Source organism: Agrococcus sp. Marseille-Q4369 (assembly GCF_018308945.1).
Classification (GTDB): domain Bacteria; phylum Actinomycetota; class Actinomycetes; order Actinomycetales; family Microbacteriaceae; genus Agrococcus.
On the sequence record NZ_CP070501.1, the window covers coordinates 842,147 to 865,250 of the forward strand.

Here is a 23,104-nt window from a genome sequence, read left to right on the forward strand (position 1 = left end):
TACCGAACGTCAGCCGCGCGAGAGCCGGGACAAGCGCTCGTCGAGCGACGCGAGCTGGGCATCGACCGCCGCGCGGGCCGTGCCCCCGATGCCATCGCGCGCGGCGATCGCGCCGTCGACCGTCAGCACCTCGCGCACCTCGGGCGCCAGGTGCTCCGAGACCGAGCGGTAGTCGTCGTCGCTCGCCTCGTCGAGCTCGATCCCCCGCTGCTCGCACAGCCGCACGAGCGCACCCGCGATCTCGTGCGCCTCGCGGAAGGGCACCCTGCGCTTGACGAGCCACTCGGCCACGTCGGTCGCGAGCGCGTACCCCGCCGCCGCGCCCGCGCGCATCCGCTCCTCGTGGAAGTCGAGCGTCGCCACCATCCCCGCGAAGGCAGGCAGCAGCACCTGCAGCTGGTCGACGGCGTCGAACACCGGCTCCTTGTCCTCCTGCAGATCGCGGTTGTACGCGAGCGGCAGCGCCTTGAGCGTCGCGAGCAGGCCCGTGTGGTCGCCGATGAGTCGGCCCGCCTTGCCGCGCGCGAGCTCGGCGATGTCGGGGTTCTTCTTCTGCGGCATGATCGACGACCCGGTGGAGAAGCCGTCGTGGAGGCGCGCGAACCCGAGGTCGCGCGTCGTCCAGAGGATGACCTCCTCCGCGAGCCGCGAGAGGTCGATCGCGGTCATCGCGAGCACGAAGGTGAGCTCGGCGACGACGTCGCGAGCGCTCGTCGCGTCGATCGAGTTGGGGCTCGGCGCGGCGAGCCCGAGCTCGCGGGCAACGAGGGCCGGGTCGAGCCCGAGCGTCGAGCCGGCGAGCGCGCCGGCACCGTACGGCGACTCGCCCGCGCGCACGCGCCAGTCGGCGAGGCGCTCGAGGTCGCGCACGAGCGGCCACGCGTGGGCGAGCAGGTGGTGCGCGAGCAGCACGGGCTGCGCGTGCTGCAGGTGCGTGCGCCCCGGCATCGCCGCATCCGGGTGCGCCTCGGCCTGCATCCGGAGCGCCTCGATCACCGCGCGGATGCCGCGCTCGACCTCTTCGGTCTCCTCGAGCATCCACACCCGCACGAGCGTCGCGATCTGGTCGTTGCGGGAGCGGCCGGCGCGCAGCCGGCCGCCGAGGTCGGCACCGGCGATCTCGATGAGGCCGCGCTCGAGCGCGCCGTGCACGTCCTCGTCCGAGTCGGCGGCGACGAACGCCCCCGAGCGGACGCGGTCGCTCAGCTCGTCGAGCGCGGCCCGCATCCCGGCAAGCTCATCGTCGGAGAGCAGCCCCGCCGCGTGCAGCGCGCTCGCGTGCGCCTTCGAGCCGCGGATGTCGAGCTGCGCGAGCCGCCAGTCGAACTGCGTCGACTTCGAGAGCCGGGCGAGCTCGGGGCTCGGGCCCGAGGCGAAGCGCCCGCCCCAGAGCGAGCCCTCGTTCGTGCCGTGCTGCTGCTCGCTCATGCGTCCGCCTTCTCGAGCAGCCATGCCAGCAGCGCCTTCTGCGCGTGCAGGCGGTTCTCCGCCTCGTCCCAGATGATCGACTGCGGCCCGTCGATGACCTCGGCCTCGACCTCGAAGCCGCGGTCGGCGGGCAGGCAGTGCATGAAGACCGCGTCGGGCTTCGCGAGCGCCATGAGCTCGCGATCGACCTTGAAGCCGCCGAAGGTCGCCACTCGCTCGGCCTTCTCGTCCTCCTTGCCCATCGACACCCACGTGTCGGTCACGACGACGTCGGCGCCGGCGACGGCGGCGCGCGCATCGCCGCCGACCGTCGCGCTGCCGCCGGTCTCGGCCGCGATGCGCTCGGCGTCGGCGACCACGTCTGGCTCGGGCGCGTAGCCGGCAGGGGCGGCGATGCGCACGTGCATGCCCGCGGTCGCGCACGCGAGCAGGTAGGACTGCGCCATGTTCGAGCGTCCGTCGCCGACGAACGCGACCTCGAGCCCGGCGAGCTCGCCCTTGTGCTCCTGCATCGTCAGCAGGTCGGCGAGCAGCTGGCACGGGTGGAAGTCGTCCGAGAGCGCGTTCACGACCGGCACCGTCGTGCCGTCCGCCATCTCCTCGAGGCCGGCCTGGGCGTAGGTGCGCCACACGATCGCGGCGACCTGCCGCTCGAGCACGCGCGCGGTGTCGGCCGCCGTCTCCTTGCCGCCGAGCTGGCTCGAGGCGGTCGAGATGATGAGCGGCGAGCCGCCGAGGTCGGAGATGCCGACGTGGAACGAGACGCGCGTGCGCGTCGACGACTTGTCGAAGATGACCGCGACCGACTGCGGGCCCTCGAGCGGGCGCTCGGCGAAGCGGTCGCGCTTCATGCGGGCGGCGCGCTCGAGCACCTCGCGCTGCTCGGCGGGGCTCAAGTCGTCGTCGCGCAGGAAGTGCCGGGTCATGCTGCTCCTCGGTCGGGGGCGTCGGTGGGGGATGCGGTGGTGGCGGATGCGGGCACGACCTCGGTGCCGGATCCCGCGGTCGTGAAGAGCTCGGTCAGGATCGAGTGCGGCGCGCGGCCGTCGATGATCGCGGCCTTCGGCACGCCCGCGCGGACGGCGGACAGGCACGCCTGCATCTTCGGGATCATGCCCGACTCGAGCGAGGGCAGCAGCGCCTCGAGCTCGACGTCGGTGAGCTCGCTCACGAGCGACGAGCGGTCGGGCCAGTCGCGGTAGAGGCCCTCGACGTCGGTGAGGATGACGAGCTTCTGCGCGCCGAGCGCCGCCGCGAGCGCCGCAGCGGCCGCGTCGGCGTTGACGTTGAGCGACTCCCCCGGCCGGTCGCCGTCGGGGGCGATCGACGAGACGACCGGGATGAGCCCCGCGTCGAGCAGCCGCCGCACCGGGGCCGGGTCGACGTCGACGACGTCGCCGACCTGGCCGAGGTCGATCTCCTCGCCGTCGACGACGGTGCCGCGCCGGCGCCCCGTGAAGAGCCCGGCGTCCTCGCCCGACATGCTCGCGGCGAGCGGGCCGTGCGCGTTGATGAGCGACACGAGCGTGCGCGCGACCTGGCCGGTGAGCACCATCCGCACGACGTCCATCGCCTCGCGGCTCGTGACGCGGTAGCCGCCGCGGAACTCGCTCTCGATCCCGTGGACGCGGAGCGCCTCGCTGATCTGCGGGCCGCCGCCGTGCACGACGACGGGTGCGATGCCGACGTGGCGGAGGTAGACCATGTCCTCGGCGAACGCGCGCTGCAGGTCGGCAGAGACCATCGCGTTGCCGCCGTACTTCACGACCATCGTCGCGCCGCGGTAGCGCTCGAGCCACGGCAGCGACTCGATGAGCGTCGCCGCCTTCTGCGCGAGCTGCGCCTCGTCCCTAGCTGGCATACGCGGAGTTCTCGTGGACGTACTCGTGCGTGAGGTCGTTCGTGCGGATCGTCGCCGCGTGCTCCCCCGCGTGCAGCTCGATGCGGATGCGCGTCTCGCGCGGCGTGAGGTCGACCTCCTCGCGCGGGCGGTCGGGCTCGCCGGCGTGGCACACCCGCACCCCGTTGAAGGCGACGTCGACCTCGAAGGGGTCGAACGACGCATCCGTCGTGCCGATGGCAGCGAGCACGCGGCCCCAGTTCGGGTCGTTGCCGAAGATCGCGGCCTTGAAGAGGTTGGAGCGCGCGACGGAGCGGCCGACGACGACCGCATCGTCCTCGCTCGCGGCGCCGAGCACCTCGATGGCGATGTCGTGGCTCGCGCCCTCGGCGTCGGCCTGCAGCTGCCGCGCGAGGTCGTCGCACACGGCGGTGACGGATGCGGTGAGCTCGGCCTCGTCGGCGCGGTGCGCCGATGCACCGGAGGCGAGCAGCAGCACGGTGTCGTTCGTCGACATGCAGCCGTCGGAGTCGAGGCGGTCGAAGGTCACGCGCGTCGCGGCGCGGAGCGCGCGGTCGAGCGTCGCGGCATCGGCGACCGCGTCGGTCGTGAGCACGACGAGCATCGTCGCGAGGCCGGGCGCGAGCATGCCCGCGCCCTTCGCCATGCCGCCGACCGTGTAGCCGCCCCGGCTGTCGATCGCCTGCTTCGGCACCGAGTCGGTCGTCATGATCGCCCGCGCCGCGGCGAGCCCTGCCGCCTCGTCGTCGCCGAGCGCGTCGACCGCGAGGTCGACGCCGCGGAGCACCGCCTGGCGGAAGGCCTCGTCGCCGACGCCGATGAGTCCCGTCGAGCACACCTGCACCTCGACGGCGCCGATGCCGAGTCGCTCGGCGACCCGCTCGGCCGTCTGGTGCGTGGTCTGGAAGCCGAAGGCGCCCGTGAAGCAGTTCGCGCCGCCGGAGTTGAGGATCACCGCGCGAGCGGTGCCGTCGGCGAGCGCCTGCTGGCTCCACAGCACCGGGTTGGCCTTCGCGCGGTTGGCGGTGAAGACACCGGCTGCCGCATCGATCGGGCCGTCGTTGACGACGAGCGCGACGTCGGCGCCCCCGCTCGACTTCACGCCCGCGGCGACGCCCGCAGCCCGGAAGCCCGCGGCCGCGGTCACGCTCACGGCGCGACCCCGTCGATCGGCAGCCCGAGCTGCTCGTCGAGGCCGAGCGCGATGTTCGCCGACTGGATCGCGGCGCCCGCGGTGCCCTTGCCGAGGTTGTCGAGCGCGGCGATCATCACGACGCGACCGGCGTCGTGGTCGAGGCCGACGCCTATGTGCACCGAGTTCGAGCCGATGACGTCGGCGGTGCGCGGGTAGTGCCCCGCGGGCAGCACGTGCACGAAGCGCTCGTCGGCGTAGGCCGAGAGCCACGCGCCGCGCAGCTCGTCGGCGCTCGCGTCGCCGACGAGCGGCGCCGTCACGGTCGCGAGGATGCCGCGCGACATCGGCACGAGCACCGGCGTGAAAGAGTGCCGCACCTCGGTCGCGCCCACCATCCGGAGGTTCTGCGCGATCTCCGGCAGGTGGCGGTGCGTGCCGCCGACGCCGTAGGGCGTCGCGCTGCCGGTGAGCTCGCTCGCGAGCAGGTGGGTCTTCGCGCCACGGCCCGCGCCGGAGGAGCCGACGGCGAGCGCGGACGTGAGCCCCGTCGGGTCGATGAGCCCGGCCGCGATGCCGGGTGCGGCCGCGAGCGTCACGGCGGTCGCGTTGCAGCCGGGCACGGCGATGCGGCGGGCGGCGCGCAGCTCGCGCCGCTGGCGGCCGCCGTCGGCGAGCATGAGCTCGGGCATGCCGTAGGGCCAGGTGCCGGCGTGCTCGGTGCCGTAGTAGCGCGTCCACTCGGCCGCGTCGAGCAGCCGGTGGTCGGCGCCGGCGTCGACGACGAGCGTCTCGTCGGGCAGCTCGGCGGCGATCCCGGCGGAGTGCCCGTGCGGCAGCGCGAGGAAGACGACGTCGTGGCCGGCGAGCACCTCGCGCGTGGTCTCCTGGAAGGTCAGCGTGGCGAGGGAGCGCAGGTTCGGGTGCACGGACACGAGGGGCTGCCCGGCATTGGCGTGCGCGGTGACGGTGCGCACCTCCAGCTCGGGGTGCTGCGCGAGCAGCCGCAGCAGCTCGCCGCCCGCGTATCCGCTCGCGCCTGCGACGGCGACGGAGAGGCTCATGCTCCCAGGCTATCGGCCCCTCGGATGCCGCTATGCCCGGAAGGCGACCTCGACGGCGGCCTCGACCTCGATCTCGCCAGCCGAGAGCGCGACGGGCGCGCCGCCGTCGGCGCTCGCGAGCATCGCTGCCTCGGCGCCGCCGCGCGCCTTGCCGAAGGGTCGCGCCGGCGCGGGGTCCGGCTCCCGGATGGCCGTGATCGCGGGCTCGCCGAGCGCCGCGGCGCTCGCGTAGTCGGCGGCGCGAGCGCGGGCGTCCTCGACCGCGAGCTCGCGCGCGCGGCTCGAGAGCCGGCGCTCGGTCTCGTCGGCGAGCGACCACGTCACGCCGCCGACCTCGTGCTCGGGCGCGGAGCCGAGCTCGCCGATCCAGGCGCCGAGGGCGTCGACGTCGACGAACGTCGCGGTGACGGCGGCGGATGCGGTGAAGACGAGGCGCTGCGGCAGGCCCTCCCCGACCCACTCGCGGTGGTGCGAGACCCACGCGCGGTCGGCGTGCCACGACTCGATCGCGCCCGCGGCGGCGAGCGCTCGCGCTCGCTCGACCGCGGCCGCGTGGGCCGTCGTCACCGCGGCCATCGCCGCGTCGGGCGCGTCGGCCTGCCAGCGGGAGTGCACCGTCACGGTCGCGCGCTCGGCGGCGGCGCGCAGCGCGGCCTCGCCGCGCACCAGGATCTCGACCACGACCGGATGCTACTCCCGCAGCCGCGCGCCGTGCCGCTCGGTCGCGACGCGGAGGCCCGCGAGCTTCGCCTCGCTCGCCTCCGCGGCCGTGAGCGTGCGGTCCGGCGCGCGGAAGCGGAGCGCGAACGTGAGCGACTTCTCGCCGTCGCCGAGGCCGGTGCCGCGGTAATCGTCGACGAGCGCGATGTGCTCGAGCAGTGCCCCCGCGCCGTCGCGCACGGCCCGCTGCACCTCGCCCGCGGGCACCGCGATCGGCACGACGAGCGAGAGGTCCTGCGTCGCTGCCGGCACCGGCGCGATCACGCGGGTGTCGAGGCGCACGCGCGAGCGATCGATGAGCGCGTCGAGGTCGAGCTCGGCGACCGCGACGCCGCGCGGCAGGTCGGCGTCGGCCGCGACCTGCGGCAGCAGCTCGCCCGCGACGCCGACGACCGTCTCGCCGAGCAGCAGCTCGGCGGTGCGGCCCGGGTGCAGCCACGGCCGCTCCGCCTGCCGCAGCTCGAGCTCGAGCCCGACGGTGCGCGCGATGCGCTCGGCCGCCTCGATCGCGTCGGCGAGCCCGAAGCGCTCGGCGGCGCGGCCGGGCTGCTTGCGCACCCGCTCCCCCACGAGCAGCACCGCGGCGTGCAGCGGCTGCTCGGGCAAGCGGTCGAGCTCGGCGAGCACGTCGTCGGCGGGCCGCGACTCGGCGCCCGGCAGCTCGTCGGTGCCCTGGCCATCGACCGCGTGGAAGACCCGGCCGAGCTCGAACAGCGCGAGGTCGGTGAGCCCGCGGCCGAGGTTGCGGTGCGCGGTGTCGATGAGCGCAGGCACGAGCGCGGTGCGCAGCCACGGGCGCTCGCCGTCGAGCGGGTTCTCGAGCCGCACCGGCGCGTGACCGGTGAGCTGCGCCTGCCGCTCGGTGACGAAGGGCGCGACGAGCACCTCGGTGAGGCCGCTCGAGGCGAGCGCGTCGGCGACCTTGCGGCGCAGCCGCTGGGCGCGCGTGTAGCCGCGCCCGGGCGGCGCGACCGGCAGCACCGAGGGGATGCGGTCGAAGCCAACGATGCGGGCGATCTCCTCGACGAGGCCCTCGCGATCGGTCAGGTCCCGGCGCCACGTCGGCGGGGTGACCGTCCACGCATCCGAGCCTTGTTCGACCTTCGCGCCGACGCTCTCGAGCGCGGCGAGCGCCTCGTCGTCGGTGTAGTCGCCGCCGAGCAGCGCGCTCCAGTAGCCGACCGGGATCGTGATGGGCGCCAGCTGCGCCACCTCGCCGACCTCGGTGCCGAGCTCGTCGAGCGTGCCGCCCGCGAGCTCGACGAGCAGCTGCGCGACCCGCGCGGCCGCGGCATCGGCGACTGCGGGGTCGACGCCGCGCTCGTAGCGCTTCGATGCCTCCGAGAAGAGCTTGTGCCGGCGCGCGGTGCGGCTGATCGAGACGGGATCGAACGTCGCGGCCTCGATGAGCACGTCGGTCGTCGCATCGTCCATCTCGGTCTCGGCGCCGCCCATGACGCCCGCGAGGCCGATCGCACCGCGGTCGTCGGTGATGAGCAGGTCCTCGACGTCGAGCTTCCGCTCCACGTCGTCGAGGGTCACGAGCGTCTCGCCCGCGCGGGCGCGGCGCACCGCGATGCCGCCGCGCAGCTTCGCGAGGTCGTAGCCGTGGATGGGCTGACCGAGCTCGAGCATGACGTAGTTCGTGATGTCGACCGGCAGCGAGATGGAGCGGATGCCCGCGAGCCGCAGCCGCGAGGCGAGCCACGCGGGGCTCGGACGCGAGGGGTCGATGCCGCGCACGACGCGCACGACGAAGCGCGAGCAGCCCGCGCGGCCGCGGATGGGCGCGTCGTCGTCGAGCGTGACGGAGAAGCCGGATGCGGCGGGCCCGGATGCGCGGGATGCAGCGTCGCGAGCGCGCGCGGTCTCGGCGGGGTCGGTGAACGCCTGGCCCGTCGCGGCGGCGACCTCGCGCGCGATGCCGCGGAGCGAGAGCGCGTAGCCGCGGTCGGGCGTCACGTTGATCTCGACGGCCTGGTCGTCCAGACCGAGGATCGACAGCGCATCCGCCCCGACCTCGCCCTCGATGCCGAGCTCGTCGAGGCGCATGATGCCGTCGTGGTCGTCGCCGAGCCCGAGCTCGCGCTCGGACGCGATCATGCCGTCCGAGACGTGGCCGTAGGTCTTGCGCGCGGCGATCTCGAAGCCGCCAGGCAGCGCCGAGCCCGGCAGGGTCACGACGACCCGGTCGCCCTCGACGAAGTTGAGCGCGCCGCAGACGATGCCGCGCACGCCGCCGTGCTGCTCGCCGACGTCGACCTGCGCGTAGCGGATGGTCTTACCGTTCTTCTGCGGCTCCTCGACGAACGAGAGCACCCGGCCGACGACGATCGGCCCCCGCAGCTCACCGCCGTGCAGCGCCTCCTCCTCGAAGCCGACGCGCACGAGCGTCGCGTGCAGCCAGTCGGCCGCGTCCTCGGCGGGCAGCTCGACGTGCTCCGCGAGCCATGACAGCGGAATCCGCATCAGATCACCATCCCGAACTGCTCGGTGAAGCGCACGTCGCCCTCGATCATGTCGCGCATGTCGTCGAGCTGGTACCGGAACTGGAGGGTGCGCTCGACGCCCATGCCGAACGCGAAGCCCGAGTAGACCTCGGGGTCGACGCCCGTCGCGCGCAGCACGTTGGGGTTGACCATGCCGCAGCCGCCCCACTCGACCCAGCGCGGACCGCCGCGCATGCCGGGGTGCCACACGTCCATCTCGGCGCTCGGCTCGGTGAAGGGGAAGTAGTTGGGGCGCAGGCGGATCTTCGCCTCCTCGCCGAACATGATGCGGGCGAGGTGCTCGAGCGTGCCGCGCAGGTGCGCCATCGTGAGCCCCTTGTCGATCGCGAGGCCCTCCATCTGCGTGAAGACGGGCAGGTGCGTCGCGTCGATGTCGTCGGTGCGGTAGACGCGGCCGGGCGCGACGATGTAGATCGGCAGCTCGCGCGTGAGCATCGAGCGCGCCTGCACGGGGCTCGTCTGCGTGCGCAGCACGAGGTGCCGCTCGGCGGGCGCGACGTAGAACGTGTCGGACTCCCCGCGCGCGGGGTGGTCGGGGTCGACGTTGAGGGCGTCGAAGTTGTACCACTCGTGCTCGAGCTCGGGGCCCTCCGCCACTTCCCAGCCCATGCCGACGAATACATCCGTCATCTCGTCCGCGAGCATCGAGAGCGGGTGTCGGCCGCCGGGCGCGCGCAGCCGCGGGAGCGCCGTGACGTCGACGCGCTCGGCCTCGAGCTGCGCAGCCTCCTCGGCCGCGGCGAGCTCGCCCTGCCGGGCGGCGATCGCCTCGGCGACGCGGGCGCGGCCGGCGCCGATCGTCTGGCCGGCGGCTTTGCGCTCCTCCGGCGCGATGTCGCGGAGGGATGCGTTGAGGCCGGCGAGCTCTGAGCCCTGCCCGTTGTGGGCGGACTTCGCTGCCTGCAGCTCGGCGATCGTCGAGGCGGCGTCGATCGCGGCGAGCGCGGCCTCCACGGCCGCGTCGACGCGCGCGCTCAGTTCAGGGGATGCGTCGGGTTGGGGCACCGGACGATCCTACCGGCGCGCTCGGCGCGCGCCGGGCCGCTCCTAGCCCTGCCCGCCGATGCCCGCGCCGGGCAGTCTCGTGATCTCGGCCTGCGGGTCCTTCACCTCGCGCATCGCCTGCGTCGAGAGCGGGATCGCCTCGGTCTTCGATCCATCGAGGTTCGGGCCGCCGCGCCGCGGTTGCGCCATGCGTCGCGCGAGCACGCGGACGAGCCACGAGAGCGTCAGGTTGATCGCGAGGAAGATCGCGAGCATCACGAAGAACATCGAGAGCGCGTAGGGGCCGCCGGCTCGGCTGTCGTAGAAGTCGACGAGCTGGCGACCGATGCGGATGATCTCGGGCGATCCGACGATGTAGCCGAGCGAGGTGTCCTTCAGCAGCACGATGAGCTGGGCCAGGATGATCGGCAGCATGATGCGGAACGCCTGCGGCAGCTCGATCTCGAGCGTCGTGCGCAGCGGCGTGAGGCCGATCGCGAGCCCGCTCTCGCGCTGCCCCTTCGGGAGCGACTTCATGCCGGCGCGGAGCGCCTCGCCGATGATCGCGCCGTTGTAGACGATGAGGGCCCACACGACGGCCCAGTAGGCGCCCGTCGAGAAGACGACGAGGATGAAGAGCATCATCAGCAGCACGGGCATGCCGCGGAAGAACTCGAGGACGACCGTCACGGGCACCCGCACCCACTTGGAGGGAGCGCTCCGCAGGATCGACAGCACGACGCCGAGGATGAGCGCGCCGACCGAGGCGATCGCCGCGATCGTGAGCGTCGTGCGCACGCCGACGAGCAGGCCGCGGGCACCGAGCCACAGCTCGGGGGTCTGGAAGATGTCCCAGCGGTCCTGGTAGAAGGCACCGCCGAGCCAGAGCTGGTAGATGCCGAGGCCGAGCGCGGCGATCGCGCCGACCGCGAAGACGATCGAGAGGATGCGCGAGCGCCGGATGGCGTTCGGCCCCGGGGCGTCGAAGAGGACGGAACCGCTCATCGATGCACGCTCCACTTGCGCTCGAGGTGATCGACCAGCTGCCCGAGCGGCACGGTGAGCAGCAGGTAGCTCAGCGCAATGCCGAAGAAGATCTGGAGGGCCTGGTCGCCGTACGTGTTCGAGAGCCGCTGCGCGACCGAGACGAGCACGAAGACGAAGAAGCCCATCGCGACGGAGGTGTTCTTCACGAGCGCGATGATGACGTTGATGAGCGGCGGCAGCACGCTGCGGAACGCCTGCGGGAGCACGACGAGGCCCATCGTCTGGCCGAAGCCGAGGCCGATCGAGCGCGATGCTTCCGCCTGGCCGATCGGCACCGAGTTGATGCCCGAGCGCACCGCCTCGGCGAAGAACGCGCTCGTGTAGTAGGTGAGCGCGATGATCGCGCCGAGCTGGAAGTCGAGGATGATGCCGAGCTTCGGCAGCACGAAGGCCGTGAAGAAGAACACGAGCGTCAGGGGCGTGTTGCGCGCGACCTCGGTCCACACGGTCGCCAGGACGCGCAGGGCCGCGACGGGCGAGACGCGCATGCCGGCGAGCAGGATGCCGATCGGCAGCCCGATGAGCGTCGTGATCGCCGTGAGCAGGAGCGTTGCGCCCATGCCCTGCAGCCAGAGCGGCCAGTTCTCGAGAAGTGCTTGCATCAGTCCCTCGTCACGGCACCGGATGCGGGAGGGTGGCCTCCCGCATCCGGTGCCGTCGATCGATCAGTAGCGGTCGGCTGCCGGGAACTCCGGCGTGGGCAGGACGGCACCGGCCGTCTGCTCCCAGAGCGAGTCCATCGTGCCGTCGGCGACGGCCTCCTCCAGGACGTCGTTGATCCAGTCGCGGAACGCCTGGTCGCCCTTCTCGAGGCCGATGCCGTACGGCTCCTGCGTGAAGGTCTCGCCCTCGTTCACGAGCTCGAACTCGCCCGCGTTCTGGTCGACGAAGCCGGCGAGGATCACGTTGTCGGTCGTGACCGCGACGACCTGGCCGTTGCGCAGCGGGTCGAGGCAGTTCGAGTAGGTGTCGGTCGCCTGGAGCGTCGCGCCGTACTCGTCGACGATGCGGGCAGCGGGCGTCGAGCCCTCGACCGAGCAGACCGCGAGGCCCGCGACGTCGTCGGGACCGGCGATGCCCTCGGGGTTGCCCGCCTGCACCATGAGCGCCTGGCCGGCCTCGTAGTAGGGGCCCGCGAAGTCGACCTTCTCCTTGCGCGCGTCGTTGATCGTGTAGGTCGCCGCGACGATGTCGACGGTGCCGTTCTCGATGAACGTCTCGCGGTTGGCGGAGACCGTCTCCTCCCACTGGATGTCGTCGAACGCGATGCCGAGCTCGGCCGCGATGAGCGAGCCGACCGCGACGTCGAAGCCCTCGGGCTTGCCGTCGGGGCCGACGAGCCCGAAGAGGGGCTGGTCGAACTTCGTGCCGATCGTGATCGAGCCCGCCTCGGCCAGCTCGGCCATGGTCGTGCCCGCCTCGAACTCGGGCGACTCCGCGACCTCGAGGCCGTAGGGGTGGTCGGACGTCGTGGCCGAGCCGGTGTCGGTCGGCTCCTCCGGCGCCTCGGACGAGGTCGTGCCGGCGGGGCCGCCGCACGCGGTGAGTGCGAGGACCGCGAACGCGGCCACGCCGAGCGTGAGCTTGCTGCGCATGGTGCTTCTCCTTCTTCGGGGGTGCTGGGACTTGCGGATCAGTGCGTCAGGATCTTCGAGAGGAAGTCCTTGGCGCGAGCCGACTGGGGGTTCGAGAAGAACGACTCGGGCGTCGAGTCCTCGACAACCTTGCCGTCGGCCATGAAGAGCACGCGGTCGGCCGCCTTGCGGGCGAAGCCCATCTCGTGCGTGACGGTGATCATCGTCATGCCGCCGTGGGCGAGCTCGACCATGACGTCGAGCACCTCGTTGATCATCTCGGGGTCGAGCGCGCTCGTCGGCTCGTCGAAGAGCATGAGCTTCGGCTCCATCGCGAGCGAGCGGGCGATCGCGACGCGCTGCTGCTGGCCGCCCGAGAGCTGGGCCGGCATCTTGTGCGCCTGGTTGGCGATGCCGACGCGCTCGAGCAGGTGCATCGCGCGCTCCTCGGCGTCCTTGCGCTTCAGGCCGCGCACCTTGATGGGGCCGAGCGTGACGTTCTCGAGGATCGACTTGTGCGAGAAGAGGTTGAACGACTGGAAGACCATGCCGACGTCGGCGCGCAGCTGCGCGAGGGCCTTGCCCTCCTTCGGCAGCGGCACGCCGTCGATGCGGATCTCGCCCGAGTCGATCGTCTCGAGCCGGTTGATCGCGCGGCAGAAGGTCGACTTGCCGGAGCCCGAGGGGCCGATCACCACGACGACCTGACCCTTGGGGATCGAGACGTCGATGTCGTTCAGGACGTGGAGGTCGCCGTAGTGCTTGTTGACGTGGTCGAGCTCGACGAGGGGCTGCATGCGCTCATCAAAGCACGGCGCGCGCCGTCGATTCGTCCAGCAGTGCCAGATCGCAATGGAATGGTTACACGCCGCGCTGGGCGAGCGCACTCTGGTAGAGGCAGACCGAGGCGGCGGTCGCGAGGTTGAGCGACTCCGCGCGGCCGTAGATCGGCAGCCGAGCCGCGCGGTCGGCGAGCGAGAGCGTCGCTTCGTCGAGGCCGCGCGCCTCGTTGCCGAACAGCCACGCGGTCGGGCCCGACAGCATCCCCTCGCCCTGGAGCGCGACGAGGTCGTCGCCCGAGACGTCGGCGGCGAGCACGGTCAGTCCCGCCGCCTGCGCGGCGGCGACGGCGTCGGCCGTCGAGGCGCCGACGGAGACGTCGAGGTGGAAGAGCGAGCCGGTCGTCGAGCGCACGACCTTGGGCGAGAAGGGGTCGACGGAGTTCGCGGTGACGACGACGGCGGATGCGCCGGCCGCGTCGGCGGCGCGGAGGATCGTGCCGAGGTTGCCCGGGTCGCGCACCTCGTGGAGGATCGCGACGAGCGGGTGCTCGGCCGCCGCCGCGCGCTCGATCGCGGTCTCGAGGGCGATGGGAGACTGCTTCGCGACGGCGACGATGCCCTGCGGCCGCACGGTGTCGGTCATGGCTTTCAGGGCGCGGTCGGAGACCGCGGTGAGCTGCCGCGCGTCGACGCGGTCGAGCAGCTCGGCGTGGCGCTCGCGCGCCGCATCGGTCGCGAAGACCTCGACGAGCGACGCGGGCGCGAAGCGCAGCGCCTCGTCGAGCGCGGCCGGTCCCTCCAACAGGAACAGCCCGGTCTCGGACCGGGCTGTTCGCTGCTGGAGCTTGGCAGCCGCTCGCACGCGAGGCGCGCGGGGGCTGTCGAGCATGTCAGGCCGCGTTCTGCGGAGCCGAGGTGTCGGCGGGCAGGGCGGCCTTGGCCGACTCGACGAGCGCGGCGAACGTCGCCGGCTCGTTGACCGCGAGCTCGGCGAGCATGCGGCGGTCGACCTCGATGCCCGCGAGGCCGAGGCCCTGGATGAGGCGGTTGTACGTCAGGCCGTTCGCGCGCGACGCGGCGTTGATGCGCTGGATCCACAGGCGGCGGAAGTCGCCCTTTTTCGCCTTGCGGTCGCGGAACGCGTAGACGTGCGAGTGGAGCAGCTGCTCCTTCGCCTTGCGGTACAGCCGCGAGCGCTGGCCGCGGTAGCCCTCGGCCTGCTCGAGGATGACGCGGCGCTTCTTGGCGGCGTTGACGGCCCTCTTGACACGTGCCATGAGTGGTTCTCTCTCTTCGTCTCTACTTCGTCGCGCGCGTCAGCGGGCGAGCAGCTTCTTGATGGTCTTGGCGTCGGCGGGCGCGAGCACCTTGTCCTTGTTGAGGCGGCGCGTCTGGACCGACGACTTGACCTCGAGGTTGTGGCGCATGCCGGCCTGCTGCTTGCGGATCTTGCCGGTCCCCGTCACCTTGAAGCGCTTCTTGGCACCGGAGTGCGTCTTCTGCTTGGGCATTCTTCTCTCCTACTCGGATGCTGGCTTGTCCGCGGGCTTGCCTGCGGGCTTGGCCTTGGGTGCCGCGGGCTTGACCGCCGAGGGCGCCGCGGGCTTGGCCCCGGGCTTCGGGGCGGCGGGCGTCGCAGCGGGCTTGGGTGCTGCGGGCGCAGCGGGGGCGGCTGCCCCGGGTGCGGCAGCGGGCTTCGGCATCGACGCCGGGCGCGGCGCGTTGGCCGGCGTGGGCGCGATGGTGCGGGGCGCCTGGCGCGGCCGCGAGTCGGAGCGCGACTCGCTCGAGCGCGACTCCGAGCTGCGCTCGGACGACGGGCGCGACGGACGATCGCTCGACGGGCGGTCGCTCGACGAACGCGACGAGCGGTCCGGGCGCGAGGAGCGGTCGGAGTCGGTGCGCGGCACGCGCATCGGCTCGCCGCTCGGCGGTGCGGGCGTGCGCGCCGGCGCCGGTCGCGGCGCGGGGCGCGAGGCCTCGAGCTCGGCCTGGCGCTGGGCCTTCCGCTCCGACTCGAGGCGGCGCTTCTCCTGCGCGGCCTTCCGCTGCTCGGAGCGAGCGGCGTTCTGCTCGGTCTTCGCGTCGGCCTTCGAGCGCACGGGGCCCACGACCATCGTCATGTTGCGGCCGTCGAGCGTCGGCGACGACTCGACGACGCCGTACTCGCGGATGTCCTCGGCGAAGCGCTGCAGCAGCTTGGCACCCATCTCCGGGCGCGACTGCTCGCGACCGCGGAAGAGGATCATGGCCTTGACCTTGTCGCCGCCCTCGAGGAACCCCTGCGCGCGCTTGCGCTTCGTCTCGTAGTCGTGCTCGTCGATCTTGAGGCGGAAGCGGACCTCCTTGAGGACCGTGTTCGCCTGGTTGCGACGCGCATCCTTCGCCTTCTGCGCCTGCTCGTACTTGAACTTGCCGTAGTCCATGATCTTGACCACGGGCGGCCGCGCGGCGGGAGCGACCTCGACGAGGTCGAGCTCTGCCTCGCGGGCAAGGCGAAGGGCATCCTCGACCCTCACGACGCCGACCTGCTCGCCGGCGGGGCCGACCAGACGGACTTCTGGGACGCGGATGCGCTCGTTGATGCGGGGATCGCTGATCGCGGGCTCCTTCTCGTTGCTGCTGTGTGCTGGTGCACGGCGAACGAGGAGCCGAATACGCGCGATGTGCCGCGTGGCTCAGCACGAGCCGCTGCGCATCGAGTGACGCGCGCCGCCGTGCCGCTGACCCGTTAGCCTGGAACGACTGCGGGTGGGATTGCTCCTCTTTCACCTCCGGGCGAAAGCCCGAAACCTGCAGAACTCTACCAGAGACCAGCCTTCAGGAGAAGAGCGCGATGACTGACGCGATCGAGCACGACCACGACCACGACGCTCTCGCCGAGGCGCGCGACATCGCCGACGTCCCGGCGGTGGAGCTCATCAACACCGTCGCCATCCACCTGCTGAGCGCTGCGGCGGTCAAGGTCGGCCTCGCCGACGACCCCGAGCAGCAGATCGACCTCGACGAGGCGCGGAAGCTCATCAACGCGCTCGCGGGCCTCGTCACTGCGGCCGCTGCCGAGGTCGGGAGCGTCCACGCCGCGCCGCTGCGCGACGGCCTGCGCTCGGTGCAGCTCGCGTTCCGCGAGGCGAGCGCGATCCCCGACGCGCCGGGCAAGGGCCCGGGCGAGAAGTACACCGGCTCGGTCGTCTAGCGATCGGCCGCCTCAGCGCCGCTCGGCGCGCGTGACCGCCGCGAGCGGCGGTGCCGAGAGCGGCAGCGGCGAGGCTCCGCCGTCCCAGCGGTGCACGCGCAGCGCGAGGCTCTCGACGCGCGCTCGCAGCACCTCGGCCTCGCCGAGCGCGCTCGCGGCGCGGCCGACCTGCTCGGCGGCATCAGCTGAGCCGTCGACGAGCGCGTGCACCTCGAGGTCGGCGCCCGCGAGCCGGCAGCGCGGATCGCCGGTGGCGAGCACGACCGCCTGCACCGCCGATTGCTCGAACAGCGCGTCGAGCACGGCCTCGTGCACGGCCGCATCCTCCGCGCCCCACGCCCACGGGGCATCCGCCAGCATCGCCTCGAGCATCGTGCGCCCGAGCACGAACTCGCTCTCGGAGCCCGGGTCGAGCACGATCCGGCCCGGTCCGTCGAGCGCGGCCGCTGCCGCCCGCTGCACGCTCGAGGGCACGGGCCGCGCGGCCGCGTTCCAGGCCTGCATCGCCTGCACGTGCGAGAACATCGGCAGGATGGGCGCCCCGTCGGGGCCCTGCACCGTCACGATCGAGAGCTCCTGCGTCTTGTCGATCGTGCGGCCCCGCTCGTCGAGGCCTGTCTCCCCCGCCGCCGCGAGCAGCGGCACGAGCACGCGCTCGCCACGGAGCGCCTCGACGACCGCCGCTCGGTCCGCGCTGCCGTCGGCGAGCGCGCGCACCGCCTCGAGGTAGCCGGCCGGAGCCGACCCGTCGTCGTCCGCGTAGGTCGAGTCGTGGTGGTGGAACGAGCGCCCCGCCCAGGGTCGGCCGGCCGAGTCGACGTCGCGGCCGGGCGTCGGGCCCGGCATCGCCTACTGGCCCGCGACGTCGAGCGCCGCGGCGAGCGTGAACGCGCCGGCGTAGAGCGCCTTGCCGACGATCGCGCCCTCGACGCCGTGCGGCACGAGCTCGCGGAGCGCGGCGATGTCGTCGAGGCTCGCGACACCGCCGGAGGCGACGATGGGCTTCTCGGTGCGCTCGCCGACCTGCCGCAGCAGCTCGAGGTTCGGGCCCTTGAGGGTGCCGTCCTTCGTCACGTCGGTGACGACGTAGCGGCTGCAGCCGGCGGCCTCGAGCCGGTCGAGCACGTGCCACAGGTCGCCGCCGTCCTCGGTCCAGCCGCGCGCGGCGAGCGTCGTGCCGCGCACGTCGAGCCCGACGGCGATCTGGTCGCCGTACTCGGCGATGACGGATGCGGTCCACTCGGGGTTCTCGAGCGCGGCGGTGCCGAGGTTGATGCGCTTGACGCCGGTCGCGAGGGCCGCCTCGAGCGAGGCCTCGTCGCGGATGCCGCCCGAGAGCTCGACGTTGACGCGGCCCTTCGACGCCTTGATGACCTTGCGGATCACGGCGCGGTTGTCGCCGCGCCCGAAGGCGGCGTCGAGGTCGACGAGGTGCAGCCACTCCGCGCCCTGCCGGATCCAGTCCTCCGCGGCGTCGACTGGGCTCCCGAACGAGGTCTCGGTGCCCGCCTTGCCCTGCGTGAGCCGCACCGCCTTGCCGCCTGCGACGTCGATCGCGGGCAGCAGCTGCAGCTTGGGCGACTGGTTGAAGTCGGTCATGGGATGCGTTGCCTTCCGGACGGTGGCCGCGGCGCGGTGGAGCGCGCGGCCGGGTTGGATCAGAGCCCGCGGACCCAGTTCTCGAGCAGGCGCACGCCCGCTTCGCCCGACTTCTCGGGGTGGAACTGCGTCGCCGAGAGCGGGCCGTTCTCGACGGCGGCGATGAACCGCTCGCCGTGCTCGGCCCACGTGACGGCTGGCTGGCGCATGCGCGGGTGCGGGTCGATGCCCCACTCGGTGACGCCGTAGGAGTGGACGAAGTAGAAGCGCTCGTCGGCGAGGCCCGCGAAGAGCTGCGAGTGCTCGGGCGCCTCGACCTGTGCCCAGCCCATGTGGGGCAGCACGTCGGCCTGCAGGCGCCGCACGGTGCCGGGCCACTCGTCGAGGCCGCGCGTGTCGCCGCCGCCCTCCTCGCCGGTTGAGAAGAGGACCTGCATGCCGACGCAGATGCCGAGCACGGGCCGGCTGCCGGCGAGCCGGCGGCCGATGAGCTCGCCGCCGTGGATCGCCTGGATGCCCTCCATGCACGCGGCCATCGAGCCGACGCCGGGCACGACGAGACCGTCGGCCTCCATGATCGCGGTGCGGTCGGCCGTCAGGCGCACGTCGGCACCGGCCGCCTCGAGCGCCTTCGCGGCCGAGTGGACGTTGCCGAGCCCGTAGTCGAGCAGCGCGACGCGCTTGCGCTGGGCGGTCACAGTGCGCCCTTCGTCGACGGCACGCCGGTCACGCGGGGGTCGGGCTCGACCGCGACGCGCATCGCGCGCGCGAAGGCCTTGAACTCCGCCTCGGCGATGTGGTGCGGGTCGCGGCCCGCGAGCACCTCGATGTGCGCCGTGAGGCGGGCGTTGAGCGCGATGGCCTCGAAGGCGTGGCGCACGAGCGAGCCGGTGAAGTGTCCGCCGATGCGGTGCAGCTCGAAGCCCGCGGGCTCGCCGGAGTGCACGAGGAACGGGCGGCCGGAGAGGTCGACGACGGCGCGCGCGAGCGCCTCGTCGAGCGGCACGGTCGCGTCGCCGTAGCGGCGCACGCCGCGCTTGTCGCCGAGTGCCTCGCCGAGCGCGAGGCCGAGCGCGATCGCGGTGTCCTCCACCGTGTGGTGCGCGTCGATCTCGGTGTCGCCGCTCGCCTCGACCGTCAGGTCGATGAGCGAGTGCTTCGAGAACGCCGTCAGCATGTGGTCGAAGAAGGGCACCGTCGTCGAGATCGAGGAGGTGCCGGAGCCGTCGAGATCGACGGTGAGGCGGATGCTCGACTCGCTCGTCGTGCGCTCGATGGTTGCGGTGCGGGCCATCCTTCGATCCTAGTCCGCGCGCAGTTCGGCCATCGCGGCCAGCACGGCGCTCGTCTCGCCCCTCGTGCCCGCGGTGATGCGCAGCGTGCCCGGCAGACCGACGTCGCGCACGAGAATGCCGCGCTCCAGCAGGGCGCGGAAGGTCGCCTGCGGGTCGTCGACGCCCCCGACGAGCACGAAGTTCGCGTCCGACGGGTAGGGGCGGTAGCCGAGCCGGGAGAGCTCCTCGACCATGCGGTCGCGCTCGGCGCGCAGGTCGTCGACGCGCGAGAGCATGACGTCGCTGTGGCGCAGAGCCGCGACGGCCGCCGCCTGGGTGATGGCCGAGAGGTGGTAGGGCAGCCGCACGAGCCGGAGCGCGTCGATGACGGCCGGGTGGGCGGCGAGGTAGCCGACCCGCATGCCGGCGAACGCGAAGGCCTTGCTCATGGTGCGCGAGACGAGCAGCCGCGGGTGCCGCTCGAGCAGCGTGAGGGCCGTGCGGTCGCGGTCGCGAGCGAACTCGGCGTACGCCTCGTCGACGAGCACGATGCCGCGCGCCGCATCACAGGCCGCCTCGATCGTCTCGAGGTCGATGCCCGTGCCGGTCGGGTTGTTCGGCGAGCAGAGGAACACGACGTCGGGGTCGTGCTCGGCGATCGCCGCGCGGACGGCGCCGGCGTCGACGGTGAACTCCTCGTCCCTCGGCACCGGGACCCACCGCATCCCCACGCCCTGCGCGAGCAGCGGGTACATCGAGTAGGTGGGGGTGAACGACAGCAGCGTGCGACCGGGACCGCCGAAGGCCTGGAGCACGTGCTGGAGCACCTCGTTGGAGCCGTTGCCTGCCCAGATCTGCTCGGGCGTCACGCCGTGGCCCAAGTAGCGCGCGAACGAGCGGCGCAGCTCGTCGAACTCGCGGTCGGGGTAGCGGTTGGCGTCGGGCAGGGCGCGCGCGACCTCCTGCACGACGTCGAGCGCGACCTCCTCGGGCACCCGATAGGCGTTCTCGTTGACGTTGAGCCGCACGGGGACCTCGAGCTGCGGTGCGCCGTAGGGCGTCAGCCCGCGGAGGTCGTCGCGGATCGGGAGGTCGTCGAGGCTCGTCACCGATCCAGCCTAGGACTTCGGCGGATGCCGTCGGCCGCGCGCGACCCGGTCGCGGCGCGTGCTGCTCAGTCGGCGTACTGCGCGGGGATGGCGAGCCGCTCGCCCGGCTGGATGGCGCCGGCGATGCCGTTGAGCAGCTCGATCTCGGCGATGACGTCGCGCGGGTCGGCCTCGGGGGCGACGGCCTCGGCGATCTGCCAGAGCGACTGGCCCGGCACGACCGTGATGTGCTCGAACTCGGCGGTCGAGGCCGAGGAGGAGGCGACGGCACCGGCGACCGCGTCGCCGATGAGGCCCGCGCCGGCGAGCGCGCCCAGGGCGAGCACGGGCGCGGCGACGAGCAATGCGAGGGCGCGGCGGCCGCGAGCGGTCATGCGCAGGCGGAGCGTCGGTGCGGCGCCGGCGGTGGCGGTGATGGCGATGGCGGTCATGAGTGCCTCCTCTCGATCCAGTCCGAGGACTGGGATCCGCAGCCGGTGCTCGGCCGGGAGCACCGGCTGCGAATCTCTGTTTCGAATCTACTTTCGAACTGCCGCACGCGTCAACCCCGTCGTGGGAACTTTCTCCACGACTCGCTCGAACGTGCGTTTGATCCGGGCGCCCTCTCGGATACGCTTTCGAACCACCAGGAGTCCATCAGGCACCACTGACACGCGGGGATCGGGGCAACGGATGACGAGGCAGCTCACCGAGAAGCAGCAGGCGATCCTGCAGGTGATCCAGCGCGCCGTGAAGCAGCGCGGGTACCCGCCGAGCTACCGCGAGATCGGTGACGCCGTCGGCCTCTCGTCGCTCTCGAGCGTCACGCACCAGCTCGGGCAGCTCGAGCTCGCCGGCTGCATCCGCCGCGACCCGGCTCGTCCGCGCACGATCGAGGTGCTCGTCGACGACGAGATCGACGAGTCGGTCGGCTCGATCCAGCAGGCGGCGTTCGTGCCGCTCGTCGGCCGCATCGCCGCGGGCATCCCGATCACGGCCGAGGAGCAGGTCGACGACGTGTTCCCGCTGCCGAAGCAGCTCGTCGGCTCCGGCGATCTCTTCATGCTGCAGGTCGTCGGCGACTCGATGGTCGACGCCGCGATCTGCGACGGCGACTGGGTCGTCGTGCGTCAGCAGCGCGATGCCGTCAACGGCGACATCGTCGCGGCGATGCTCGACGGCGAGGCGACGGTCAAGGTGTTCAAGCAGCGCGACGGCCACACGTGGCTGCTGCCGCGCAACTCGGCATTCGAACCCATCCTCGGCGACGAGGCCGAGGTGCTCGGCCGCGTCGTCGCGGTCCTCAGGGCGGTCTGACCCTAGGCGACCACGAACTCCTCGAGCTGCCCCGCGGCAGCCGCGGTGACCATCGCCTCGACGCGCGTGCCGTCGGCCTCGTAGTCCTCGCGAAGCACCTCGAAGCGGTCGTGCAGCATCGCGATGATGTCGCCGCGATCGAAGGGCACGAGCAGCGAGACCGCGACCTCAGGCCGCGGCAGCAGCTCGGCGAGCCGCTCGAGGATCTCGTCGACGCCTTCGCCCGTGCGAGCAGACGCGAAGATCGCGTCGGGCTGCAGGCCGCGCAGCACGAGCCGATCGTCGTGGCTCACGAGATCCGCCTTGTTGAACACGACGATCTCGGGGATGGATCGGGCACCGGTCTCCCCCAGCACGTCGCGCACGGTCGCGATCTGCGACGCGGGGTCGGGGTGGCTCGCGTCGACGACGTGCACGATGACGTCCGACTCCGCGACCTCCTCGAGCGTCGAGCGGAACGCCTCGACGAGCTGGTGCGGCAGGTCGCGCACGAAGCCGACGGTGTCGGCGATCGTGAACTCGCGGCCGTCGGGCGTCTGCGTCCGCCGCACGGTCGAGTCGAGGGTCGCGAAGAGCGCGTTCTCGACGAGCACGCCCGCGCCCGTGATGCGGTTGAGCAGGCTCGACTTCCCGGCGTTCGTGTAGCCGGCGATCGCGACGCCCGGCACCTCGTTGCGGTCGCGGTTCGCCCGCTTCGCCTGGCGCACGGGGCCGAACCCCTTGATCTGCTTGCGGAGCCGTGCCATGCGCGAGTGGATGCGCCGGCGGTCGAGCTCGATCTTCGTCTCACCGGGGCCGCGCGAGCCCATGCCCGCGCCCTGCCCGCCGACCTGGCCACCGGCCTGGCGCGACATCGACTCGCCCCAGCCGCGCAGGCGCGGCAGCAGGTACTCGAGCTGCGCGAGCTCGACCTGCGCCTTGCCCTCTCGGCTCGTCGCGTGCTGGCTGAAGATGTCGAGGATGACCGCGGTGCGATCGATGACCTTGACCTTCACCCGGTCCTCGAGCGCGCGCCGCTGGCTCGGCGAGAGCTCGCTGTCGGCCACGACCGTGTCGGCGCCGAGCTCCTTCACCATCGCCGCGAGCTCCTCGGCCTTGCCGCGGCCCACGTAGATCGCCGGGTCGGGGTTCGGTCGCCGCTGGAGGACCCCGTCGAGCACGCGCGCGCCAGCGGTCTCGGCGAGCGCGGCGAGCTCGCGGAGCGAGTTCTCGGCGTCGTCGGCTGCGCCGCTGTAGACGCCCACGAGCACGACGTTCTCGAGCCGCAGCTGGCGGTACTCGACCTCGGTGACGTCCTCCAGCTCGGTGCGGAGGCCGTCGACACGGCGGAGCGCGGCGCGCTCCTCGCGGTCGAGCTGGTCGCCGTCGACGTCGCTGTGCGCGTCGTCGTCCTGCAGCGCCTGCGCGCGCTCGGCGAGCAGCTCGCGCTCGCCGGGCTCGGCCCACGCGAGGATGCGCTCCATCGCGCGCCCGCCGTCGGTGCCGTCCTGGGCTTCTGCCATGCGTTGCTTCCTTCTGTACTGTCGGA

Annotated in this window: 25 protein-coding genes; 2 read left to right on the forward strand and 23 right to left on the reverse strand. The window is 72.7% G+C overall.

Annotated features, from left to right (window positions below; translation table 11 throughout):
- Positions 1-9: 9 nt before the first annotated feature.
- The 16 genes from argH to infC form a co-directional block, all read right to left on the reverse strand.
- The gene (argH, locus tag JSQ78_RS04285; protein ID WP_211449654.1) at positions 10-1,428 is read right to left on the reverse strand and encodes an argininosuccinate lyase; all 1,419 of its coding nucleotides are present in this window, start codon (positions 1,426-1,428) and stop codon (positions 10-12) included.
- A complete protein-coding gene (gene argF / locus JSQ78_RS04290) occupies positions 1,425-2,354 on the reverse strand; it encodes an ornithine carbamoyltransferase (RefSeq protein ID WP_211449656.1) in 930 nt (309 codons plus the stop codon). Before argF ends, argH begins: the two co-directional genes overlap by 4 nt.
- On the reverse strand, positions 2,351-3,289 hold the full coding sequence (gene argB, locus JSQ78_RS04295) for an acetylglutamate kinase (RefSeq protein WP_211449658.1): 939 nt from the start codon (positions 3,287-3,289) through the stop codon (positions 2,351-2,353). Before argB ends, argF begins: the two co-directional genes overlap by 4 nt.
- On the reverse strand, positions 3,279-4,442 hold the full coding sequence (gene argJ, locus JSQ78_RS04300) for a bifunctional glutamate N-acetyltransferase/amino-acid acetyltransferase ArgJ (RefSeq protein ID WP_211449660.1): 1,164 nt from the start codon (positions 4,440-4,442) through the stop codon (positions 3,279-3,281). The genes argB and argJ overlap by 11 nt, the downstream gene beginning before the upstream one ends.
- Complete coding sequence (gene argC, locus JSQ78_RS04305) at positions 4,439-5,485, reverse strand: N-acetyl-gamma-glutamyl-phosphate reductase (RefSeq protein ID WP_211449662.1); 1,047 nt, start codon at positions 5,483-5,485, stop codon at positions 4,439-4,441. Before argC ends, argJ begins: the two co-directional genes overlap by 4 nt.
- Positions 5,486-5,515: 30 nt before the next feature.
- Positions 5,516-6,166 (reverse strand): SIMPL domain-containing protein, encoded by a 651-nt coding sequence (locus JSQ78_RS04310; protein ID WP_211449663.1) that lies wholly within the window; start codon positions 6,164-6,166, stop codon positions 5,516-5,518.
- A 9-nt stretch (positions 6,167-6,175) separates the two neighbouring features.
- Positions 6,176-8,674, reverse strand: a complete 2,499-nt coding sequence (pheT, locus tag JSQ78_RS04315) for a phenylalanine--tRNA ligase subunit beta (RefSeq protein WP_211449665.1) — start codon at positions 8,672-8,674, stop codon at positions 6,176-6,178.
- Complete coding sequence (pheS, locus tag JSQ78_RS04320) at positions 8,674-9,720, reverse strand: phenylalanine--tRNA ligase subunit alpha (protein ID WP_211449666.1); 1,047 nt, start codon at positions 9,718-9,720, stop codon at positions 8,674-8,676. The genes pheT and pheS overlap by 1 nt, the downstream gene beginning before the upstream one ends.
- A 42-nt stretch (positions 9,721-9,762) precedes the next feature.
- The gene (locus tag JSQ78_RS04325) at positions 9,763-10,704 is read right to left on the reverse strand and encodes an amino acid ABC transporter permease (RefSeq protein ID WP_211449668.1); all 942 of its coding nucleotides are present in this window, start codon (positions 10,702-10,704) and stop codon (positions 9,763-9,765) included.
- Complete coding sequence (locus tag JSQ78_RS04330) at positions 10,701-11,348, reverse strand: amino acid ABC transporter permease (RefSeq protein ID WP_211449670.1); 648 nt, start codon at positions 11,346-11,348, stop codon at positions 10,701-10,703. The genes JSQ78_RS04325 and JSQ78_RS04330 overlap by 4 nt, the downstream gene beginning before the upstream one ends.
- 63 nt (positions 11,349-11,411) lie before the next feature.
- Entirely contained in the window at positions 11,412-12,341 is a 930-nt protein-coding gene (locus JSQ78_RS04335) for a glutamate ABC transporter substrate-binding protein (RefSeq protein WP_211449672.1), read from the reverse strand.
- Positions 12,342-12,379: 38 nt separating this feature from the next.
- Positions 12,380-13,117, reverse strand: coding sequence for an amino acid ABC transporter ATP-binding protein (locus JSQ78_RS04340; RefSeq protein ID WP_211449674.1), 738 nt, complete (start codon positions 13,115-13,117; stop codon positions 12,380-12,382).
- Between the two features lie 64 nt (positions 13,118-13,181).
- Positions 13,182-13,991: a TrmH family RNA methyltransferase gene (locus JSQ78_RS04345; protein WP_211449676.1), complete on the reverse strand. Its 810-nt coding sequence runs from the start codon at positions 13,989-13,991 to the stop codon at positions 13,182-13,184.
- A gap of 1 nt (position 13,992) precedes the next feature.
- Positions 13,993-14,379 (reverse strand): 50S ribosomal protein L20, encoded by a 387-nt coding sequence (rplT, locus tag JSQ78_RS04350; protein WP_021011814.1) that lies wholly within the window; start codon positions 14,377-14,379, stop codon positions 13,993-13,995.
- A 39-nt stretch (positions 14,380-14,418) separates the two neighbouring features.
- Complete coding sequence (gene rpmI, locus JSQ78_RS04355) at positions 14,419-14,613, reverse strand: 50S ribosomal protein L35 (RefSeq protein ID WP_021011813.1); 195 nt, start codon at positions 14,611-14,613, stop codon at positions 14,419-14,421.
- A gap of 9 nt (positions 14,614-14,622) precedes the next feature.
- Complete coding sequence (gene infC / locus JSQ78_RS04360; RefSeq protein WP_502756137.1) at positions 14,623-15,768, reverse strand: translation initiation factor IF-3; 1,146 nt, start codon at positions 15,766-15,768, stop codon at positions 14,623-14,625.
- A 170-nt stretch (positions 15,769-15,938) separates the two neighbouring features.
- Between infC and JSQ78_RS04365 the strand changes: the two genes are divergently transcribed.
- Positions 15,939-16,298, forward strand: coding sequence for a DUF1844 domain-containing protein (locus tag JSQ78_RS04365; RefSeq protein ID WP_211449678.1), 360 nt, complete (start codon positions 15,939-15,941; stop codon positions 16,296-16,298).
- Between the two features lie 12 nt (positions 16,299-16,310).
- Here JSQ78_RS04365 and JSQ78_RS04370 read toward each other — a convergent pair whose 3' ends face one another.
- The 6 genes from JSQ78_RS04370 to JSQ78_RS04395 form a co-directional block, all read right to left on the reverse strand.
- Complete coding sequence (locus tag JSQ78_RS04370; RefSeq protein ID WP_211449679.1) at positions 16,311-17,144, reverse strand: SseB family protein; 834 nt, start codon at positions 17,142-17,144, stop codon at positions 16,311-16,313.
- A gap of 3 nt (positions 17,145-17,147) precedes the next feature.
- On the reverse strand, positions 17,148-17,897 hold the full coding sequence (gene priA / locus JSQ78_RS04375; RefSeq protein ID WP_211449681.1) for a bifunctional 1-(5-phosphoribosyl)-5-((5-phosphoribosylamino)methylideneamino)imidazole-4-carboxamide isomerase/phosphoribosylanthranilate isomerase PriA: 750 nt from the start codon (positions 17,895-17,897) through the stop codon (positions 17,148-17,150).
- 59 nt (positions 17,898-17,956) lie between these two features.
- Positions 17,957-18,595: an imidazole glycerol phosphate synthase subunit HisH gene (hisH, locus tag JSQ78_RS04380; protein ID WP_211449683.1), complete on the reverse strand. Its 639-nt coding sequence runs from the start codon at positions 18,593-18,595 to the stop codon at positions 17,957-17,959.
- Positions 18,592-19,191, reverse strand: a complete 600-nt coding sequence (hisB, locus tag JSQ78_RS04385) for an imidazoleglycerol-phosphate dehydratase HisB (protein ID WP_211449685.1) — start codon at positions 19,189-19,191, stop codon at positions 18,592-18,594. The genes hisH and hisB overlap by 4 nt, the downstream gene beginning before the upstream one ends.
- A 9-nt stretch (positions 19,192-19,200) precedes the next feature.
- Positions 19,201-20,280, reverse strand: a complete 1,080-nt coding sequence (locus tag JSQ78_RS04390) for a histidinol-phosphate transaminase (protein WP_211449687.1) — start codon at positions 20,278-20,280, stop codon at positions 19,201-19,203.
- 65 nt (positions 20,281-20,345) lie between these two features.
- Positions 20,346-20,711, reverse strand: a complete 366-nt coding sequence (locus tag JSQ78_RS04395) for a hypothetical protein (RefSeq protein ID WP_211449689.1) — start codon at positions 20,709-20,711, stop codon at positions 20,346-20,348.
- Positions 20,712-20,952: 241 nt separating this feature from the next.
- Here JSQ78_RS04395 and lexA point away from each other — a divergent pair, with 241 nt between their 5' ends.
- A complete protein-coding gene (lexA, locus tag JSQ78_RS04400) occupies positions 20,953-21,576 on the forward strand; it encodes a transcriptional repressor LexA (RefSeq protein WP_021011806.1) in 624 nt (207 codons plus the stop codon).
- Positions 21,577-21,578: 2 nt separating this feature from the next.
- On the opposite strand, the gene hflX is transcribed toward lexA, so the two are convergent.
- Entirely contained in the window at positions 21,579-23,078 is a 1,500-nt protein-coding gene (gene hflX / locus JSQ78_RS04405; RefSeq protein WP_211449690.1) for a GTPase HflX, read from the reverse strand.
- Positions 23,079-23,104: the final 26 nt, after the last annotated feature.

Bases quoted from the DNA above. Each gene is read 5' to 3' on its own strand.
- JSQ78_RS04335 (WP_211449672.1), bottom strand. From the start codon at position 12,341: ATGCGCAGCAAGCTCACGCTCGGCGTGGCCGCGTTCGCGGTCCTCGCA.
- pheT (WP_211449665.1), bottom strand. From the start codon at position 8,674: ATGCGGATTCCGCTGTCATGGCTCGCGGAGCACGTCGAGCTGCCCGCC.
- hisB (WP_211449685.1), bottom strand. From the start codon at position 19,191: ATGGCCCGCACCGCAACCATCGAGCGCACGACGAGCGAGTCGAGCATC.
- priA (WP_211449681.1), bottom strand. From the start codon at position 17,897: ATGACCGACTTCAACCAGTCGCCCAAGCTGCAGCTGCTGCCCGCGATC.
- argF (WP_211449656.1), bottom strand. From the start codon at position 2,354: ATGACCCGGCACTTCCTGCGCGACGACGACTTGAGCCCCGCCGAGCAG.
- JSQ78_RS04370 (WP_211449679.1), bottom strand. From the start codon at position 17,144: ATGCCGGGCCCGACGCCCGGCCGCGACGTCGACTCGGCCGGCCGACCC.
- lexA (WP_021011806.1), top strand. From the start codon at position 20,953: ATGACGAGGCAGCTCACCGAGAAGCAGCAGGCGATCCTGCAGGTGATC.
- rplT (WP_021011814.1), bottom strand. From the start codon at position 14,379: ATGGCACGTGTCAAGAGGGCCGTCAACGCCGCCAAGAAGCGCCGCGTC.
- argC (WP_211449662.1), bottom strand. From the start codon at position 5,485: ATGAGCCTCTCCGTCGCCGTCGCAGGCGCGAGCGGATACGCGGGCGGC.
- JSQ78_RS04395 (WP_211449689.1), bottom strand. From the start codon at position 20,711: ATGACCGCCATCGCCATCACCGCCACCGCCGGCGCCGCACCGACGCTC.
- JSQ78_RS04345 (WP_211449676.1), bottom strand. From the start codon at position 13,991: ATGCTCGACAGCCCCCGCGCGCCTCGCGTGCGAGCGGCTGCCAAGCTC.
- rpmI (WP_021011813.1), bottom strand. From the start codon at position 14,613: ATGCCCAAGCAGAAGACGCACTCCGGTGCCAAGAAGCGCTTCAAGGTG.
- JSQ78_RS04365 (WP_211449678.1), top strand. From the start codon at position 15,939: ATGACTGACGCGATCGAGCACGACCACGACCACGACGCTCTCGCCGAG.
- argH (WP_211449654.1), bottom strand. From the start codon at position 1,428: ATGAGCGAGCAGCAGCACGGCACGAACGAGGGCTCGCTCTGGGGCGGG.
- JSQ78_RS04325 (WP_211449668.1), bottom strand. From the start codon at position 10,704: ATGAGCGGTTCCGTCCTCTTCGACGCCCCGGGGCCGAACGCCATCCGG.
- hflX (WP_211449690.1), bottom strand. From the start codon at position 23,078: ATGGCAGAAGCCCAGGACGGCACCGACGGCGGGCGCGCGATGGAGCGC.
- argB (WP_211449658.1), bottom strand. From the start codon at position 3,289: ATGCCAGCTAGGGACGAGGCGCAGCTCGCGCAGAAGGCGGCGACGCTC.
- JSQ78_RS04340 (WP_211449674.1), bottom strand. From the start codon at position 13,117: ATGCAGCCCCTCGTCGAGCTCGACCACGTCAACAAGCACTACGGCGAC.
- JSQ78_RS04330 (WP_211449670.1), bottom strand. From the start codon at position 11,348: ATGCAAGCACTTCTCGAGAACTGGCCGCTCTGGCTGCAGGGCATGGGC.